This is a genomic window from Methylobacterium longum (assembly GCF_022179385.1).
Taxonomy (GTDB): domain Bacteria; phylum Pseudomonadota; class Alphaproteobacteria; order Rhizobiales; family Beijerinckiaceae; genus Methylobacterium; species Methylobacterium longum.
The window spans coordinates 29289-45684 of record NZ_BPQS01000041.1; the positions used below are offsets into that span (position 1 = coordinate 29289).

Genomic DNA, 16396 nt, shown 5'->3' on the forward strand with positions numbered 1-16396 from the left:
TCCGGCTCAGCGACACGTCACCCGAGGCAAGGATGGCGCCAGCGGTCCAGGATCGGCGCCTCACCTCGCGGAGTCCGCTCTGGAGACGGCGTTACGGCGCTCTCAGCCTCCGATATGGGCGCTTTGCGGAACGTCCGCTCATCGGCGCCGCGTTTGACTCCAGTGCTTGCGCTGTCATGAGCGAAGGGCCTCGCAATCCGGTAGCACTATCGGGTCGAATGCTGTGACCCGAGGGGAGGTCGGGCTGCTGAATACAGCTGCCCGACGCCCGCTTTGGACTTACTTTCTCGTCGGATCTTTGGCCATGCTGTCCTTGGCCATATGATCCTTGGCCATATGATCCTTGCCCATGGGGTCCTTGCCCATGGGGTCCTTGCCCATGTGATCCTTGGCCATCGCATCCGTCTTGCCCATGGAGTCCTTCGCCATGGAGTCCTTGGCCATCGTATCCTTGCCCATCGCTTCGGCGGCGATCACTGGACTCGCTGCAACCGAGGCAGCAAGGAAAGCGGCGGAGGCGAGGCGGAACAGATTGGTCATGTCGGTGCTCCTGCAGTGCGATGCCAAGTCGTGGCACTGAGCTGAGTTCGACGTCGCCTCCGACGGGTTACATCAGTTTCTCGACGATTTTCTCGGTTCTCGATCCTGACCTTGGAAGCGACTTCTTCCAGCTGTCTCCGCGGCTGTTGCGACGCGCCGCCTGCGCAACCGTTTCCCGTAAAACGACATGCGGAACGGCCGATGAGCATGAATATGGGTGCGGTCGGCACTGAGACGGCGTCCGCTTTCCGCAGGTAGAACCCCTCACGAAACCGGTTGCGGCGCGTTGACAGGAGACGGCGGGCCCGGTGCTGCGTGATACGTCCCGATAGACCCGCGGGCTGAGATCGCACCGCTGCTGCTGAGGCGGCCAAGCCGACGAGCGGCCGCGCGGCCGTTGGCGGGCATCCTGTTCGTGCCGCCCTCGGGCACGCCCCGGCAGCTGCTTCCGCGCGGGACCGGCTGCAGCTCGGGCAGGACGCGCTGGCGGCGCTTGCGCGACGCGCGAAGGGGCGCGCGGACTGAATCCTGCCGTGCCATCATGCGGGCGGACGGCCTGACGAACGCAACGGAAACTAATCTGAGGTAGCCGGTCCCACGTCAATCCAGCTGAAGATTCCAGCGCCATCAGGCTGTTTACCACCGTGATCGACGAGACCCTTCTGGGCGACATCTACGAGGCCGCGCACATCCCGGAGGCCTGGCCAGCGCTCCTCGATCGGCTGTCGCGGATGACGGGCGCCTGGGGGGGGATGCTCTTCACGGCCACCCCTGAAGCGACGCGCTGGACCGCCTCGGAGGCGACGACCCCCTTCTTCGATGCGTTTCTGGCCGCGGGGTGGATGGCCCAAAACCCCCTGGTCGAACGGGGGGTCCGGCGGGATCATGCCGGGTTCCTGACCGATCTCGATCTCTTCACCGATGAGGAACTCGACCGAGAGCCGATGTACGCCGACATGCGACGCCTCGGTGGCGGATGGCATCTCGGCACCGCCATAGCGGTTCCAAACGGCGATACGCTGGTGGTCAACATCGAGCGCCGCCACGGCCAAGGCCCATTCTCACGAGCCCAAGCCGAGCATCTCGACCAGTATCGCCCGCACCTCGCGCGCGCAGCGCTTCTGGCGGCCCGGTACAGCCAGCTTCGGTTCGAGGCCACGGTCGGCGATCTGGAGGCGCTCGGGCTGGCGGCCGCGGCCCTGTCGTTCAGCGGCAGAGTCCTCGCGGCCAACGACCGGTTCGTGAGCCATATGCCGGCGCTGTTTCAGGACGGGCCATCCGGGTTGGCCATCACGCACCCGCCCGCCGAGGCCAGCCTGCGCACCGTTCTGGAGAGTGGGCGCGCCGCGCCGAACACGATGCAGGGGGCCTCGATACCGCTTCCAGCCGGGATCGACGGTCGAGCGGCGATCCTGCATCTCGTTCCCGTCCTCGGCAACGCGCGCGACGTCTTCGCGCGGACCGCCTGCCTGGCCGTGGTCACGTCCCTCGATGCGGATCGCGTCCCGGATGCGCAGCTCGTCCAAGGGCTCTTCGATCTGACGCCGGCCGAAGCTCGCATCGCTCGCGACGTCGCCCGGGGCCTCAACGTCCCGACCCTGGCCGAGCAGACAGGCTTGTCCATCCACACGGTGCGCTCGCAGCTCAAGGCCGTCTTCGCCAAGACGGGGACGGGGCGCCAGTCGGAACTGGCCGCGCTGCTCAATGGGATCGTCCTGCTATCCGGAGCAGGCTGATCGAGCCTGAGGGGCGGCCCGGCTGGGATCGGGACACGGCACGGCGGGGGCCACGGGCCGGATCCGGTCCCGAGCCGCCGCGTTGTTCGGCGTCGCGCCGGACAGGGCGATCGAATGACCGGCCTTCCGATCCCCGTCAGCACGGAACCCTCGTGCACTCGACAGCATCGCGGCTCGGGCTGCTCGTCGGACTCGTGCTGCCCGGCATGGCTCTCGCGGAGACCGCGCCCCTGAACGTACCGATCCTGATGCACGGCGCGATCGGCGACGATGCCTGTCCTGAGAAGGGCCGCGTCGTCGAGGTCGGATCGCAGCCCGAGAGCTTCCTGCCGGTACAGAGCGGGCCGGGGGAGGCGCCCTTCCGCGAGATCGGGCGCCTGAACGACGGCGACAGGGTTGTGGTCTGTGAGAAGCTCGGGCCGTGGCTGGGCGTCGTCTACGGGGCAGCCCTGCCCGGCTGCCGGACGACGATCCTCGTGCCTGTCGAGCAGACGTATACCGGTCCTTGCGATCATGGCTGGGTCATGAGCCGCAACGTGGGTCTCGACCCGAAGTGATAGCGGCTCAGCCGAGCGGCCAGATCCGGGTCGTGGCCCCCATCATGACCAGGGGCTGGCGAGGTGAGCGCGGCACCGCCCTCGCGGTTCTGCAGGGGGAGGGGGCGGGCGTCAGCGGATATCGCGACGACCGGAGACGACCATCGATCCGGTCAGGCCGGCGGCCGAACCTCGGCCGTTCGCGGGCTTCCGCACGCCCAGCGCGCAGGAAGCCGGACCTGTCGCGAAGGGGTCTCACGCTCGCGCGCGGGCAGCCTGAGGCTACCTGCTGCGCGCGTTCGGCGCGCTTACGGCGCCCGCTGCGGCAGCGGTCAGCGCCGCGCTGATCGCGAACAAAAGGCCGGTCGAGATCATGGATCAGGCTCCCAGGAACGAAGAGACCCAGCATCCTGGGTGGTTAACGGCGCGTTAACCGTCCTCAAATCGGGGCGACATGCGACGATCGATGCAATCTACGTATACGCCGGAGCATCGGCCTTGGCGACCGTCGCGCCGGCCGATCAACAGCGACATGCGTCCCTGTCCTGGGCTGTAGAACCCGCCGAACAGAACACCGTGCGCCGGACCGGCATGTGCCCGCGTCGTCGCTGGTGCTCCGGCCGATGGTGGATTCTGTGGCACCGCCGGCGGAAGCCCGCGCGGTTGGCACCGGCCGCGTTCGCGGTGTCGTGGTCCCGCAGGGCTGCGGCCAGACCGACGCGGGTCCGGCGGGCGCGGCCGAGGGCTGCGCGCCTTCGACGGGGTGGAAGACGCGGTGCTCGGGCCGGACCGGCCTGGTGGCGCCCCGTGCCGTCATGCCTGGACGAAGCATCATCCGGCGCGGCGCTGAGAGGGGGCCACAGGCCGGCTCGGCCGCCCGCAGCACGGCATCCTAATGGAAGCGGTCGCTCGGATCCGCCGAGTTCATGCTGTGCGCCAGCAGCCTGCCCGCAGTCATCAGGGCCTGCCGCAGCACCGGCAGCATCTCCTTGGCGCCATCCTGCTCGATGAGCCCGTGCGCGATCAGCAGGTGATCGGCGACCAGTTCCAGCGCCGATCCCGGCATCGTCGCCGGGTGGAGGGGCGGTGGAACGAAGCGCGCGAGGGTACCGTAGGCGGTCAACGGCTCGGAGCCGCTCGGGGTGATCTCCGTGACTGAGCCGAGATAGCCGAGGAAGCTGCGATCGGGTGGGCCGTAGGACGGTACGGCGCCGATTATGACCCAGCAGTAGCTCTCGTCAGGCCGCCGAAGCCGGAGCCGGAGGCTGTACTCACTCTGCTGATCACGCGCTTTGGTCAGGAACGCGAAGGACGTTTCGCGATCCTCAGGGTGCACGCAGGCGAACCAGCCGTGCTCGACGGCTTCTTCTACGGCTTGCCCGGTGAAGGCCCTCCATTCCGGGCTGACGTAACTCACGCCGCCGTCCGCCTTCGCAACGAAAATCATGCCGGGCAGCCCCAATAACAAAATCCACGACGAACATATGATAGTTCAGTCACATCTCAAAAACATCTTATTTTCAAATGACGGCGTGAATAGTGATTGACGGGCGTCGCCTGAAATCGGACACAATATCTTGTGGCGGGGAATGCGTTTGTACACCCAAGATCTCAGAACGTGATCATGTCGGACTCGGATGCCCCCCGCTTGGTAGTCCTGCGCCGGATCGCGGACACGCTCGGCGTTCCCCTGGAACGTTTTCTCACAGATAGACCCCCCGCGGGCGTAGTCGCGAGCGCAGACGAATGCCTGCGCTTGTGGTCGAATATCGCGACGGACGAGGGGCGGAGGCAGGCGCTGCAAGCGCTGTGGGTGATTGCAGAGATGGAGCCGCGATAGCTGCCGAGAGGAACGCCGTCGCGGCGCGGCACCGGCACCGCTGCACGCGCAAGCGTGGCGGCGGCGTTCGGGCCTGGATAAGCGATCGCTCCTCGCTCTCGCGACCGGCCTCGCGCGACCGCCCAGGGCCTGTCGATGGAGACCGCTGTCGACGCCGGCCATCGGCACGCCCGCCTCGAGGCGGACCGGGGCGAGCGGGATGCGGGGCGGGAGGATGCTCGTGCCGCCCGCGGGCCGTCGGACGAATTCGGCAGCCGCAGGCCTGCAGGATTGAGATGGGCCGCTCCGCGGGTCAGCGGTCGCTGCCGGGCCGCAGACCGAGCACATTCATGATCCGATCCTGAGCCGACACATCTCTGATCGCCGCGCCGTTCTCCAACCCTCTGACCACGTCGGGATCGACCTGCGCCAGCGCCGCCAACGTCTCGATCGAGAAGGCGCCGCGGAGGCGGGCCGCACGGATCTGTGCAGCCAACGATGCGGCGGGCGGTGTGGGGGAGGGCGGTGTGGACTCGTCATGGTGATCGCTCATGAGCGGGCGGTACGGACCAAGTGAGCTCGGAGTTTCGCTCCAATTCGATTCTGCAGCCCCGAGCTCAAAATCTCCGCGCCGAGCGCGACGCAGGACCAGCGTGCTTGAGCGCCGGACCGATCGGGGGTTCCGCTGCCTCGGAATGCGGAGCTGCCGGCACGGCGACGGCCCCGGAGGCCGCAGAACCCGCTCGGTCCATCGCCGGGAAACCGAAGCGCGCCGGTCGGTCGCGGAAGGTGTCGCTGAGGCGTCCTGGCAGACGCGATAAGGATCTTTCCGCGGCCCATCCCCCTTACCCTGTATCGCGGCGGTCGAGTGCCCTCACACTCCCGGGCGCGAGCGCGCCGGTTGCCGTGTCCTCCCCGTTCGCGTGTAGCCGGCGCGTCCCCGGAGGTGCCGGTCGCGCCGAATGGAGCGTCGGAGACCCTCTCGAAGATGCCGGCCGCAACAGCGCAGCGTGTGGTCGGAGAATGCCGAACGTGTCAGCCAGATTTTCCTGAATTCAAATTTGTAGTTGTGATGGAGCCGAAGTTAGCGTACAAGTCACGGATCGATCTTTGGCCGGATATTCGGCCGTATCGCCTCAACAAGGCGAACGTTCTGCATCTTCCCCATTTTCGACGACCCGCGACCGGGCGCGTGCCAGCATGCGCCCGGCCCATTTTTTCGACTCTGTAGATATGGAATACTTATGAGCATCGGCACCGTGAAATGGTTTAACGACACTAAGGGCTTCGGCTTCATTCAGCCGGATGACGGCAGTAAGGACGTGTTCGTGCACATCTCCGCCGTCGAGCGCGCAGGCATGAACAACTTGATCGAAGGCCAGAAGGTCTCCTACGAGATGGAGGCCGATCGCCGCTCCGGTAAGCAGTCCGCGGGCCAGCTTCAGGCTGCTTGAGCCTTCTCATCTGCCTGTGACGACTTTCGAAGCCGTTCCATTCGGAACGGCTTCATTTATTTTTTGCCACCTTGGCTGAGCCTCGGTGCACATAAGGAATGTACGTGGGCCAATTTAACGCAGACCAGCTCGCCGACCGCCTCGAGGCGACGGCCAAAGCGCGGCAGGCCACACTCGCCCGCTTCCGGGCACGCCCGGCCGCCGATGATCCGGCCGTTCTCGCGCGGCAGGCCGAGCGGCAAGCCCTCGTTGAGGCCCGGGACCAACGATCCAGCGAGCGCGAGGCGGTTCGTCTCGCCGTCGAGGCTGAGCGCGAGGCGGAAGCTCTCGCAGCACGGGAGCGCGCCGCTGCGGAACTCGTTCGCCAAGCGGCCGAGAAGGCTGAACGGCAGGTCGCACTGGCGGCCGAGCAGAAGGCCGCGCGCGATGCACGCTTTGCCGCCCGCAAAGCCAAGGCCCGCAGGTAGGTCGTCGGCCTACAACGCGCTAGCACCCTGGAGGACGGGAATGTCTCATAAGTTCAAGCTCGGTCAGAACGTCCGGCAGCTCGGGATCACCTATGCCGGCAACAAGAGCAGCGTCGTCGATGGTCTCTTTGAGGTGGTCCGGCTGATGCCGGATGACCGGTCCGGTGAGCCCTGCTACCGGATCAAGTCGACGAGCTGCGAGCGAGCTGCCCGGGAGGGCGAACTCGTGCTCGCCTCCTGACCGGCTTCGGCAGACAAACGCCGGCCCGCCGGATGCGGCCGGCCAGCGTTTGCGGATCTCAAGAATCCGCCTGATCCAGCTCCGCGCGAAATCCGTGCGAAATCCGCGTGGGGCTGCAGGGCCAGCACCGCGGCGTCCGACGGCCGCGCATGCAGATCGCGCCCGGTCGCCGCCACACAGGCGTGTCCGAGCGTGGCTTGCGCGCGGCGGGCCGGGGCGCCGCGATCGAGGCGTGTGCGTGCCGGAGCCCGTGCGCCGAAACCCCGCCCGAGACCTTGCCCGGGCCGCGGCGGCCTTCACGGCTCGCTGGACGGCACTCGGATCGCGCGCTCCGCCCTTCCGCGAGAGGAACGGGGGCTCACCGGCCGCCCCTGTCGCCAGCTTGGCGACCTGATCCCCGCGCAGCGCCCCCAGCACTGTCCATGGGGAGGCTGACAGCCGTCCCCTTTCCACGGAGCCGGCTCCCGCCGGATCATCGGCCGCGCGTCGGTCTCCGCCATGATGCGCTGGGCCAGGGTGTTGTTGATCGGCGGCACCTTCACGGCCACGCCGATGTCGAACCGCAGGAGCCCGATCTCCTACGCGACGGCGAAGAGGCGTTGAGCGAGGCGGCGGCGAGCGCCTTCGTCGAGGCTCCGGATCGGGCTGCGATGTCGTCCCGCAGGTCGTCCAGCCGGACCGCGCCGAGCGGCTTGCCGACAGGCGCCCTGACTTGGCAGACCCGTCGCTCGTAGCTTCGGGCCCTGTGCGGGCTGCCGGACCGGGCGAGCCACAACCGGATCGCCTGCGCGTCGACGGCCGGCGCGGGCGGCGGCATCGGCACCTGCTGCACAACGGGCTCGATGATCGCGGGACGTGCGCTCACGACGCTCAATCCCAATCCTGGCTGTCGAGCGTGCACTCGCCGTGCATGTGCTTGGCGATAGCCGTCATCGCCTGATCGAGCGTAGGGTGCGTTCGCGGGACGCTCGTCAGGCCGCCGGCAGAGGGCGTGATCTGGAAGAGCTCCTCCTGATCCTGATCGATTGCCCCGAGCTGGCGGCCGAGCCGATCCTTGAGGCTCCACGACGTCCCGTCTGATCCGGTCGGCGTGACGACGACATCCATGGCGAGCCCTCGATGCAAGATGACGGTTTTTTCTTGCGTTCAGATTGATCGTACGCCGGCAGAACCGCGGCGAGCGATGCCGCTACGGTACTCGCACGCTGCGAGAATGTAGCCGCACGGACGCAGCGCGCCACTCCGCTGCATGGGCCTCTCACCGCCTATCCACGCCGCTATCGGCCGCGGTCGCCGTCGGCGGGGGCACGAGACCGCGCGAGCCGTGATGATCTGGCCGCCCAGCTACCACGAGAGGGGCACCCCGTTCGGAGCAAAGCGGTGGGTTCGCGCGTCTGTGCTGCGACGCATGTCAGCCATTGCAGGCCGGATGATCGATGAGACCAGAAGTAAACAGTGACCGGCGGCGGACCGTCGTCGTGACGGGGGCCAGCGCTGGGGTCGGGCGCGCCATCGCCCATGAGTTCGCCCGTCACCGCTGGAATGTCGCGGTCTTGGCCCGAGGCGAAGCCGGGCTGAAGGGGACCGTGCGGGACATCGAACGGGCCGGCGGCCGCGCACTCGCCCATCAGGTCGACGTCGCGGACGCCGATGCCGTCATGCGGGCGGCGGACGAGACCGCAAAAGAGTTCGGCGGCATCGACGTCTGGATCAACGTTGCCATGGTGACGATCTACGCCCCCGTGCAGCAGACCTCGCCGGAGGAGTACAGGCGGGCAACCGAGGTGACCTACCTCGGACAGGTCTATGGCACGCTCGCCGCGCTCAAGCATATGCAGCCTCGCAACGCGGGCGCCATCGTCTGCATCGGCTCGGCCCTCGCCTACCGTTCGATCCCGCTGCAATCGAGCTACTGCGCGGCCAAGGCCGCCGTGCGCGGCTTCATCGACAGCCTGCGCAGCGAGCTTCTGCACGATGGCAGTCAGGTCCGATTGACGATGGTGCAGCTGCCGGCGGTCAACACGCCTCAGTTCGACTGGGCCCGTACGCGCATGCCCCGCCGGCTGGAGCCGGTACCGCCGATTTACCAGCCCGAGGCCATCGCACGGCACGTCTATCAAGCGGCTCACACCGCACCGCGCGAGCTGTGGATCGGCTTCCCGACCTGGAAGGCCATCATCGGCAATATGCTCGTGCCCGGCTGGATCGACGGTTACCTCGCGCGGCACGGCTACCGCGGAGAGATGACGAACCAGGCAGCGATTGAAGGGCGGCCGGACAACCTTTACGACCCCGTCGACACCGATCCCGGCGCCCATGGTCGCTTCGACGATCGATCGGTCGATACGGTCTCGGCGGCCGATCCCAAATGGCTCAAGTTCGGCCTTGCTGGCGCGTTGGGCGTGGTCGCAGCGACCGCCCTGTTGGCAGTCGAGGCGCAGGGTCGGGCTCACGGCCGGCGCCGGGTTGCGAAGCGGTAGCCCAGCGCAAACCGACGGCGCCGGGAGAGAGGGGCCGGGGCGCCGCGCTCGCTCTCCGGCATGGCCCGAGCGATCCCCGGCGTCGGCGAGCCGCGCCGCAGGGCCGAGGTGGCGGACGCTGCCGCTGCTGCGGCCATAGATCTGTGCGATCGGCGGCGCCGTCAGGATGGTCAATTTCTGAGTCTTGAGTTGACTTCGGCTCGTGAGGTCCACATTTCGTGGGCCCTCATGCATCCAGGATCAAGCGAAGTAGCCGTGAAAACCTTAGATTATACGTCAAATTTTACTGAGCTTACCGGCGAGATCGTCGCTGCTTACGTCTCCAACAACCCGGTTCCGGTCGCTGAGCTTCCGAAGCTGATCCACACCGTGCATGGCGCCCTATCCGGGTTGGCGTCGGGGGGTGCAAGCGCGGCGTCCGCTTCGGCGGCCGCGGTCGAGACTCCGACGGCGGCCCAGATCCGCAAGTCGGTCTGCCCCGACGGCATCGTCAGCTTCATCGACGGCAAGACCTACAAGACGCTCAAGCGCCACCTCACCAGCCACGGCCTCGACCCGAAGAGCTACCGCGACCGCTACGGCCTGCCGTCCGACTACCCGATGGTCGCCGCGAGCTACGCCGAGCGGCGCTCCGCCCTCGCCAGGGCCATCGGCCTCGGCGTGCCGGGCGCGCGACGATCAGCGTAAGAGCGGCAGGAGCGGCGCGATCGTCCCGGCCGGCCGCAGGATCCCGGCCGGCCCAGTCCGCACGGGTCGACCCAGCGTCTCAGTCCACCCGAGCTCGATGATTCGAGCGCTCGGCGCCTCGATCGCGGTCTTCGCGACCGCTCGCGCGGCCCGGAACTTGGCAGCGCCGATCCAGCGCACGATCCAGTTCTCACGTCCGCGACGTGAGGCTGGTGCGCGCCCAGGCTTGGACCAGCGCTGGGCGGGGCGGACGTCGTCGTGCTTGACCGGAGACATGAGCGAAGCTCCCCTGATCGGGGTTTCAGGCAGAACTCAGTAGCGGTGCTGTAAGCGGCGCCGCATCACCCGTTCAGGGTAAGCTCGACCATTCGGCCGCCTCCTGCACGACCATCAGGAGGCGACGGCGTTCGTCGGGATTGGTGATGCGCCTGTAGGCCTGCAGCAGCAGCGCGCAATCGTCCTCGACGCCGCCATCGGATTTCGAATCGACCGCGTTGGGCAGGTCGTACAGCGCAGCCGGCGGGACCTGGAGGGCTCCGGCGATACGCTGCAGCAGCGGGTTCGATGCCCGGCCGTCAGCATGAGCGGGAGGAGTGGCACCCTCGTCCTCCAGGGTCTGCCCGATCGGCACCCGGTCGCTCGGTGGCGTCTTCGATCCCATGGCGGTTCCCGCGTCGGCCCACAGGCCGCATCAAGCCGGTATTCAAAATGCAATAGCCTGTCGGTGGATTAACGACGGCACGCAACAATTGCTCCATCTCGGAGCTTACCTCTTGAAGTTGTGCCCGGCCGCCCCGCTCAAGAATCCGTTCCTGGTTCGGATAAGCCTGCCCTATGCCGAGACCCAAGCTGAACGTCGACCGGACCTGTCCCGAAGCGTTTCGGCACGCCCGCGACGCTCTGGACGTGGTCGGTCGCTGGGAGTGGGAGGCAGCCACAGATTCTGTGCGCTCCGATGCCTTCGTGGCGTTGTTGTTCAACGTCGACCCAGCGAAAGCCGAGACGGGCATTTCACGGGCCGCTTTTCAGGCGGCCATCCATCCTGAGGATCGCGAACGCATTCTCGGCCTGATCCGTCAATGCGCTCAGGAGGGCCGTGCGTATGTCACCGAATACCGCGTGATCGCGTTCGATGGGCAGACACGCTGGGTGCTGGCGCGAGATCGCTTCTCCTGTGATCAGGCCGGGCAGCCGCTGCGTGGAAGCGGCATGTTGGTGGACATCACCCACCTGCGGATGGCCGAGGCGACATCCAGCGCGATCGTGCCCCACGCGGGAGAAGCGCCCCTGGATCGGGCGGCCGAGCACGCCATCGCGGCCCAGCGGGCGATCGTGGAGCTGCAGGACCCGGAGCTGAAGGTCCACGCCGACACCCTGCTGATGGCGCTGGGGCGCAAGCTCGCCGGCCAGGAGGTTCGGAACCGGCGCAGGCACATGAACTGAGCCCTGTCGTTCTGTCGCGCCAGCAAGATCGCGCACGGGCTGGCGGCGCCCCTCCTGCCATGGCACCTCGTGAGGATGACCAAGCCCAAGGTTCAGATCTGCGAGGTGAAGCTCGGAAGTGAATGGCGCTCCGTCAGCCTCACCGAGGCAGCAACCGAGCACGTCATGGCCGTGAAGCGCTGCCCGGCCTGCCACGGACGCGTGATGATCCTCGGCGCCTACAACTGGCCCAGCGTTCGTCGCACCATGTCACACCGGAAGTCGCATAGCGGCTGCCCGCTCAAGCCCGACACCTACACCGGGACGCCATCGCTGCACCCACAGGCACTGACCTAACTCTTCGTTCAGCTCCGCCATGCAATCGGATCGCAGTTCGGAGCGGCGCAAGGCCGATCCCAACGATGCGGTGGCACAATACCGAGTGTTTCGGTTCTGCCGACCTGCGTCGTAGGGGGAATGGTCAAGCTATGTCTGCCGTGCACGCCCCGGTTGTGCGATTGGGCACAACTCAATTGGGCGTTACGTGGTTGGTGTGCGACAGAAGCTCTGGCCAGCCATGGCCGCGATACCGGGAAGCTGCCGACCGATGACCGCCATCAACAAGCCCAAAGTGACCACGGATGCCGACCGCGTGATCGGAGGCCGGATCGCAGCGCTCCGGGCAGCCCAAGGCCTGAGCCAGACGGTGCTGGGGCAGGCCTTGGGCGTGTCCTTCCAACAGGTCCAGAAGTACGAGAAGGGCCGCAATCGCATCGGCGTCGGGCGGCTGCAGGCGATCGCCGACGTCCTGAACGTGTCGGTCGAAACCTTCTTCGCCGGTCAACCGCGATCGGAGGACGATGGGGCCGTGGCCACGACGTTCTTCAACGATCCGAAGGTGATGGAACTCGTCATGGCCTTCAACAGCATCTCGGACGCCACGACGCGCGCGAGCGTTCTGTCGATCGTGAAGGCCGCCGCCAGCCTGCGTCGGGAGTCGATCAAGGACCGTGCCTCCTGAAGCCGGGACGCTGATCATCGCCCTGCTGCCGACTCATCACGCGGCGGCCGGCATGATGCGTGGCCCGGGGACTGGCCCTCGGCTCGGCCCGACACAGCGCGTCAGCCGCCGGCCATCCGTCGTCGACGTCTGCCCCTATCGCTCGTCGCTCCACCGGGACGGACAACCGACCGGGCGGACACCGATGCCGGGTACGGTGGTTTGAGCCGCGATGTCCGTGGCGATCGTCCGGTCTGCTCGAAGAACGGGGGCATCCGGGTTGCAGCACCGGAGAGGCCCGCGACGATGCCCCGGCCATTCGGCTGCGGCGACTCGCGCAGCCGTGCGAACGCGCGCAGCCTGACGGATCCATGTCGAGCGGAACCGGGATGGGGTCGATCCGCTCGCGGTTCGCGCGGATGAACGCGATGGCCGGGTCAATCTCGCGGAGACCTATCTCCGCGGCGGCGCGGGTGCGCGAATCGCCGCCCCTCGGAGAAGCGGCCTTGTGGGGCCGGTGGACCTGGGCGTCTCAGCCTGGGGCACCCGTGTGGCCGAGTAAAGAACCGGTCGCTTCCTAAAGCACGCCTCCGGGCAGGTCGGCGGGCGGGAAGCTGGCACCGGCAGCCCGCAGGGCCTGCATCAGGGCGTTCAGCTGCGCGATGGTGATCGCCGGTTCGCCGGGACTGCCCTCAGCGCGCGCGACGACACTCACCGGCACCTTGGCGCGTTTGGCCAGATCCGCCGGTGCCAAGCGGATCGAGATCCGCGCCGCGAGAAGCTGCGGGCCTGTGATCACCACGCCAGTCCCTCAGAGAGAGCCCCGGTTCAAACATTGGCCGTCGGGATGAACCGGGATCGGTAGGCCTGGATTTCGCGCCGAGCCGCGGCGCTCATGCCGGGAAGCGTCGCGATCCTGCCCATGGGCATGAATAGCAGATGCTCCGGCGCGCCGATGCCGGCTGCCAACAATATCCTGGCGATCCGCCGGGGAAGCCGGCCTTCGAAAAGCTTGAGCGCGACCGACTCGGCCGCCATGACCGCATTGTCGGCGGCTAACGCCAGGAGGCGCGCGTTCTCATCCGGCAGGCTCATGTGCGCGCTCGTTTCCGAGACCGGATCCCGGCTCCGCCGCCCGATCCGATCACGGGGTGGCGGAAGCCTTCGACGGCCCAGCCCGTTGGATCAATCCGTCAACCGGTTGAGAGCGCACAGCTTATTGCCGTCCGGATCTCGAAGGTAGGCGAGGTACAGGCGACCCGACGGGCCCTGGCGCTCGCCCGGCGGGTCTTCGATGGCGGTGCCGCCGTTCGCGACGCCGGCGTCGTGCCAAGCCTTGGCCTCTTCCGGGCTCTCCACGGCGAAGCCGATGGTGCCGCCGTTTGCGCCAGTTGCGGGGTTCCCGTCGATCGGTTTGCTGATCATCAGGCGGCCGCCTCGATGGGCGTAGATCAGCCGCCCTCGCGGGTCCTCTTTACCGGGGCTGCCTCCCGTCGCGGCAAAGAGCGCATCGTAGAACGCCTTCGATCGGGCGAGATCGTTGCTGCCGATCATCACGTGGCTGAACACCGGGCTACCTCCCTGCTGGTGAGTCGTCGCATCTGTGGCGGCGGGAACGCTACTTGCCGCCACCGCTCTTGTAGGCATCGATGGCGCGCCGGCAGTTCGGGGACATCTGGCTCATGTTCTTCTTGAAGCAGGCGTCCATCTGCGGGCTGTTCGGATCGATGCCGGCACAAAACGTGATGGCGTCGCCCGCGCAGTAGGTCTGCAGATCCGCGTTGCCGCGTTGAAGCGTCTGTGCCGCGGCGGGAACGGCGATGGCGCCGAGGCTGACGGCGAGGATGAGGCTGCGCATTCTTGGTCCCTGACCCAGACGGTTCGTCGATACCCTAACGAACCTAGCGACGGTTTTATCCCTTCCGCTCCGCAACCGGATCCCGACCCCGGTCACGAGGATGAACGCCCGGCCGGGTGTCGCGGTGAGCGGTCCACTCCCGGCTGGGACCACGGCTGCTGTGACGGCCGCAGCGATCGCTCTTACCCGGCCCGTGATCGCGTCCATCCCGTCGGCCCGGCGGTGGCGTAGGCCTATTGGCACCGAGCCATTCCGGCGCCGCCGAGGTCTCGCGCCGCGGAGCGTGATTTGAAGAACTGCTTCTACCGCGGCTAGTCATATCCAGGGGGCGCACAAGCGCCGCTCAGGCTGAAAAAAACTATCTTTGTCGCTCTCAGAAGCGCAGGGTACCTGAATCACCGGATCGGCTGAGCCAGGCTCCGGTGGCTGAGGGCCCCGTGTCCCCGCCTGTGTACGGATAGGCGGGCGCATGGCAGACCTTCTCCAGCTTCCAGTCAGGCCCCGTTCCCGGCATGCCCGGCGACCCTATCAGGTCCGCAAGCTGGACGGGGGCGGCGACGTGCTGACGACGCGGATCATCACGGCCCGCAACGACGCCGATGCGTCCCGACAGGCCTCAGATCTGGCCGATCGGAACCGGGTCGAACTCTGGTCGACGAGCCGTCTGGTGGGACAATTCGGACCATTGGACGACCCAATCGCCATTTCAATCAGGCTGCTGGCTGATCGATCGAGCATCACCCTCCGAGGGCGCCGCTTCTCATCCGCGACGCCCGTCGCAGAGTAAGATCATCACGCCGGTGAATAGGCCCGCGGTGTCGTAGCCGGCGCTCTGCCGGATCGATGATCGATATTTTTGCAAAAAGGATCTCTGCCATGATCGGCCAGAAGCGTTTCGGGCGTAAATTATCCCTTCGTTCCAAGATGGAGATCAAGCGTGATTTGACGATGATGGGAAAGGCTGACGACATTATACTCCGGTTTAACACCGAAAATCTGAGTCAGGAGGAGTTCGCTGCCATCGTCTCCGGGCTCATCGCCGAGCATCACATCACACCGGAGCGGGCGCAGATGTTGCTCGGTCTCTATGGCCGCGGCAAAGCCGCGCCCGCGTCGACCGGTGAGGCCTCGACGTGAGCGAGGGCGATTGCGGCATCCGCTGAAGCGGGCTTCGCGCGCCGCTGCGGCACGCGGCGGGTCAGCACCGGACGGCCGGTGACCGCGAGCCCGTTGCCCGCCGCCGGCTGGTTCCGTCATGGCCGCGTGCTTGCACGAGGGGCGGCGCGGCGGGGATCTGGGTACCGCACAGAGCGCCGGCCCGCGCCTCGCCATGGCGCTGGGCCGCGCCGGCGCTGAGAACGCGACGCAATGCGACCACTTGGATCTCGGGGGAGACCGCGCCTCGATCCGACGCGCTCATCACCCGCGCCGGCAGCCTGCCGGCTCCCATCGGAGCCTGCCGCAACCCCGGGGGCATCTCCGTCCGGGCGCGATGCGGGGCGGGGCGCGGCTGAGTGACTGCAGGTGCAGACAATGCGCCGGGTCTGAGGTCGTCGTGTCGGCTCTTGCCTCGCCGGCGATCAGGCCAAAATGAGCGCGGCTCCGCATGAGAAGCGAAATCAGGTTCGATTCTGGAACTACGTAGCCAATACGTAGCTGTTGCTTGAATCCCTCGTCGTCCTTTGGCTTCGGGGAGCCGCTACCCCAGCTGATATGGCCTGACTGGCAGCGGTTAGACTGTCTTGAGGCGCGCGGGGGAGCGCAGGTTTCACTTGCCAAAGCAATTTTCAACCAATACAAGCGGCGCAATAACGGTTCATTAACCTTCGCCATTGGTCTCATCACAGGAGCTGAGACGGTGCCGCTCGAACCCGAAACCTCTGTACCCGCCGGTGTTCTCACAGCTCATCGCGGGATCGGATTGTCGGAGGAGGCCGAGCACGCAGCAGGCCAGCTGGTTGAGCAGGTGAGCGGGGCTGCAGAGACCGTCGCCGATGCGGTTCTGCCCCCCGCGCCCTTCGTCGCCCGTGGCCTGCGTCTGGACTGGGCGGCCAAGCGGAGCCTGGACGTCGGCGTGGCGGTGACGGCGCTGTTCGTGCTTCTGCCGCTGCTGCTGCTGATCGCGGTTCTGGTCTGGGCCGGCGACCGGCAGGCGC

The 16396-nt window shown here is 67.1% G+C and carries 21 protein-coding genes and 2 pseudogenes; 13 read left to right on the plus strand and 10 right to left on the minus strand.

What is annotated here, in order from left to right; genetic code table 11:
* Positions 1-279 precede the first annotated feature (279 nt).
* Positions 280-540, minus strand: coding sequence for a pentapeptide MXKDX repeat protein (locus MFF58_RS24280; protein ID WP_238291594.1), 261 nt, complete (start codon positions 538-540; stop codon positions 280-282).
* Between the two features lie 328 nt (positions 541-868).
* Here MFF58_RS24280 and MFF58_RS32650 point away from each other — a divergent pair.
* The 3 genes and pseudogenes from MFF58_RS32650 to MFF58_RS24295 form a co-directional block, all read left to right on the plus strand.
* Positions 869-1042: pseudogene (locus MFF58_RS32650) on the plus strand (IS5/IS1182 family transposase); the annotation flags it as partial.
* A gap of 142 nt (positions 1043-1184) precedes the next feature.
* Entirely contained in the window at positions 1185-2276 is a 1092-nt protein-coding gene (locus MFF58_RS24290) for a helix-turn-helix transcriptional regulator (protein ID WP_238291595.1), read from the plus strand.
* Positions 2277-2428: 152 nt separating this feature from the next.
* The gene (locus MFF58_RS24295; protein WP_238291596.1) at positions 2429-2833 is read left to right on the plus strand and encodes an integron; all 405 of its coding nucleotides are present in this window, start codon (positions 2429-2431) and stop codon (positions 2831-2833) included.
* Between the two features lie 871 nt (positions 2834-3704).
* Here MFF58_RS24295 and MFF58_RS24305 read toward each other — a convergent pair.
* Together MFF58_RS24305 and MFF58_RS24310 are read right to left on the minus strand one after the other, a co-directional pair.
* The gene (locus tag MFF58_RS24305) at positions 3705-4274 is read right to left on the minus strand and encodes a PAS domain-containing protein (RefSeq protein WP_238291597.1); all 570 of its coding nucleotides are present in this window, start codon (positions 4272-4274) and stop codon (positions 3705-3707) included.
* A gap of 670 nt (positions 4275-4944) precedes the next feature.
* Complete coding sequence (locus tag MFF58_RS24310; RefSeq protein WP_238291598.1) at positions 4945-5184, minus strand: helix-turn-helix domain-containing protein; 240 nt, start codon at positions 5182-5184, stop codon at positions 4945-4947.
* A 691-nt stretch (positions 5185-5875) separates the two neighbouring features.
* Here MFF58_RS24310 and MFF58_RS24315 point away from each other — a divergent pair.
* The 3 genes from MFF58_RS24315 (at position 5876) to MFF58_RS24325 (ending at position 6793) form a co-directional block, all read left to right on the plus strand.
* Positions 5876-6085: a cold-shock protein gene (locus MFF58_RS24315; RefSeq protein ID WP_238291599.1), complete on the plus strand. Its 210-nt coding sequence runs from the start codon at positions 5876-5878 to the stop codon at positions 6083-6085.
* A 98-nt stretch (positions 6086-6183) separates the two neighbouring features.
* The gene (locus MFF58_RS24320; protein ID WP_238291600.1) at positions 6184-6552 is read left to right on the plus strand and encodes a DUF6481 family protein; all 369 of its coding nucleotides are present in this window, start codon (positions 6184-6186) and stop codon (positions 6550-6552) included.
* A gap of 40 nt (positions 6553-6592) precedes the next feature.
* Positions 6593-6793: a hypothetical protein gene (locus MFF58_RS24325; protein WP_238291601.1), complete on the plus strand. Its 201-nt coding sequence runs from the start codon at positions 6593-6595 to the stop codon at positions 6791-6793.
* Between the two features lie 538 nt (positions 6794-7331).
* Here the strand turns inward: MFF58_RS24325 and MFF58_RS24330 are convergent.
* Together MFF58_RS24330 and MFF58_RS24335 are read right to left on the minus strand one after the other, a co-directional pair.
* The gene (locus MFF58_RS24330) at positions 7332-7658 is read right to left on the minus strand and encodes a hypothetical protein (protein WP_238291602.1); all 327 of its coding nucleotides are present in this window, start codon (positions 7656-7658) and stop codon (positions 7332-7334) included.
* 5 nt (positions 7659-7663) lie between these two features.
* The gene (locus MFF58_RS24335; RefSeq protein WP_238291604.1) at positions 7664-7900 is read right to left on the minus strand and encodes a hypothetical protein; all 237 of its coding nucleotides are present in this window, start codon (positions 7898-7900) and stop codon (positions 7664-7666) included.
* A gap of 329 nt (positions 7901-8229) precedes the next feature.
* On the opposite strand from MFF58_RS24335, the gene MFF58_RS24340 reads away from it, so the two are divergent.
* Entirely contained in the window at positions 8230-9273 is a 1044-nt protein-coding gene (locus MFF58_RS24340; RefSeq protein ID WP_238291605.1) for an SDR family oxidoreductase, read from the plus strand.
* A 255-nt stretch (positions 9274-9528) separates the two neighbouring features.
* Positions 9529-9960, plus strand: a complete 432-nt coding sequence (locus MFF58_RS24345) for a Ros/MucR family transcriptional regulator (RefSeq protein ID WP_373323384.1) — start codon at positions 9529-9531, stop codon at positions 9958-9960.
* A 349-nt stretch (positions 9961-10309) separates the two neighbouring features.
* On the opposite strand, the gene MFF58_RS24350 is transcribed toward MFF58_RS24345, so the two are convergent.
* Positions 10310-10621 (minus strand): hypothetical protein, encoded by a 312-nt coding sequence (locus MFF58_RS24350; protein WP_238291606.1) that lies wholly within the window; start codon positions 10619-10621, stop codon positions 10310-10312.
* Positions 10622-10794: 173 nt separating this feature from the next.
* On the opposite strand from MFF58_RS24350, the gene MFF58_RS24355 reads away from it, so the two are divergent.
* The 3 genes from MFF58_RS24355 to MFF58_RS24365 all read left to right on the plus strand — a co-directional run bounded on the left by MFF58_RS24355 (position 10795) and on the right by MFF58_RS24365 (position 12403).
* Positions 10795-11403, plus strand: coding sequence for a PAS domain-containing protein (locus tag MFF58_RS24355; protein ID WP_238291607.1), 609 nt, complete (start codon positions 10795-10797; stop codon positions 11401-11403).
* 75 nt (positions 11404-11478) lie between these two features.
* Positions 11479-11739, plus strand: a complete 261-nt coding sequence (locus MFF58_RS24360; RefSeq protein WP_238291608.1) for a hypothetical protein — start codon at positions 11479-11481, stop codon at positions 11737-11739.
* A 250-nt stretch (positions 11740-11989) separates the two neighbouring features.
* Positions 11990-12403: a helix-turn-helix domain-containing protein gene (locus MFF58_RS24365; RefSeq protein ID WP_238291609.1), complete on the plus strand. Its 414-nt coding sequence runs from the start codon at positions 11990-11992 to the stop codon at positions 12401-12403.
* Positions 12404-12959: 556 nt separating this feature from the next.
* On the opposite strand, the gene MFF58_RS24370 is transcribed toward MFF58_RS24365, so the two are convergent.
* From MFF58_RS24370 to MFF58_RS24385, 4 genes are all read right to left on the minus strand, one after another.
* Positions 12960-13181, minus strand: a complete 222-nt coding sequence (locus MFF58_RS24370; protein WP_238291610.1) for a transcriptional regulator — start codon at positions 13179-13181, stop codon at positions 12960-12962.
* Between the two features lie 29 nt (positions 13182-13210).
* Positions 13211-13477: a hypothetical protein gene (locus tag MFF58_RS24375; RefSeq protein WP_238291611.1), complete on the minus strand. Its 267-nt coding sequence runs from the start codon at positions 13475-13477 to the stop codon at positions 13211-13213.
* A gap of 90 nt (positions 13478-13567) precedes the next feature.
* Positions 13568-13951 (minus strand): VOC family protein, encoded by a 384-nt coding sequence (locus MFF58_RS24380; RefSeq protein ID WP_238291612.1) that lies wholly within the window; start codon positions 13949-13951, stop codon positions 13568-13570.
* A 49-nt stretch (positions 13952-14000) separates the two neighbouring features.
* A complete protein-coding gene (locus tag MFF58_RS24385; RefSeq protein WP_238291613.1) occupies positions 14001-14240 on the minus strand; it encodes a 3',5'-cyclic-nucleotide phosphodiesterase in 240 nt (79 codons plus the stop codon).
* An 876-nt stretch (positions 14241-15116) separates the two neighbouring features.
* On the opposite strand from MFF58_RS24385, the gene MFF58_RS24390 reads away from it, so the two are divergent.
* Both MFF58_RS24390 and MFF58_RS24395 read left to right on the plus strand, forming a co-directional pair.
* Positions 15117-15377, plus strand: coding sequence for a hypothetical protein (locus tag MFF58_RS24390; RefSeq protein ID WP_238291615.1), 261 nt, complete (start codon positions 15117-15119; stop codon positions 15375-15377).
* A gap of 829 nt (positions 15378-16206) precedes the next feature.
* Positions 16207-16396 (plus strand): annotated as a pseudogene (locus tag MFF58_RS24395) (sugar transferase); the annotation flags it as partial.

What these genes read in the sequence shown, in the direction of transcription:
- MFF58_RS24280 (WP_238291594.1), bottom strand. Translation starts at nt 540, where the DNA reads ATGACCAATCTGTTCCGCCTCGCCTCCGCCGCTTTCCTTGCTGCCTCG.
- MFF58_RS24310 (WP_238291598.1), bottom strand. Translation starts at nt 5,184, where the DNA reads ATGAGCGATCACCATGACGAGTCCACACCGCCCTCCCCCACACCGCCC.
- MFF58_RS24315 (WP_238291599.1), top strand. Translation starts at nt 5,876, where the DNA reads ATGAGCATCGGCACCGTGAAATGGTTTAACGACACTAAGGGCTTCGGC.
- MFF58_RS24320 (WP_238291600.1), top strand. Translation starts at nt 6,184, where the DNA reads ATGTACGTGGGCCAATTTAACGCAGACCAGCTCGCCGACCGCCTCGAG.
- MFF58_RS24325 (WP_238291601.1), top strand. Translation starts at nt 6,593, where the DNA reads ATGTCTCATAAGTTCAAGCTCGGTCAGAACGTCCGGCAGCTCGGGATC.
- MFF58_RS24335 (WP_238291604.1), bottom strand. Translation starts at nt 7,900, where the DNA reads ATGGATGTCGTCGTCACGCCGACCGGATCAGACGGGACGTCGTGGAGC.
- MFF58_RS24340 (WP_238291605.1), top strand. Translation starts at nt 8,230, where the DNA reads ATGAGACCAGAAGTAAACAGTGACCGGCGGCGGACCGTCGTCGTGACG.
- MFF58_RS24350 (WP_238291606.1), bottom strand. Translation starts at nt 10,621, where the DNA reads ATGGGATCGAAGACGCCACCGAGCGACCGGGTGCCGATCGGGCAGACC.
- MFF58_RS24355 (WP_238291607.1), top strand. Translation starts at nt 10,795, where the DNA reads ATGCCGAGACCCAAGCTGAACGTCGACCGGACCTGTCCCGAAGCGTTT.
- MFF58_RS24360 (WP_238291608.1), top strand. Translation starts at nt 11,479, where the DNA reads ATGACCAAGCCCAAGGTTCAGATCTGCGAGGTGAAGCTCGGAAGTGAA.
- MFF58_RS24365 (WP_238291609.1), top strand. Translation starts at nt 11,990, where the DNA reads ATGACCGCCATCAACAAGCCCAAAGTGACCACGGATGCCGACCGCGTG.
- MFF58_RS24375 (WP_238291611.1), bottom strand. Translation starts at nt 13,477, where the DNA reads ATGAGCCTGCCGGATGAGAACGCGCGCCTCCTGGCGTTAGCCGCCGAC.
- MFF58_RS24385 (WP_238291613.1), bottom strand. Translation starts at nt 14,240, where the DNA reads ATGCGCAGCCTCATCCTCGCCGTCAGCCTCGGCGCCATCGCCGTTCCC.
- MFF58_RS24390 (WP_238291615.1), top strand. Translation starts at nt 15,117, where the DNA reads ATGATCGGCCAGAAGCGTTTCGGGCGTAAATTATCCCTTCGTTCCAAG.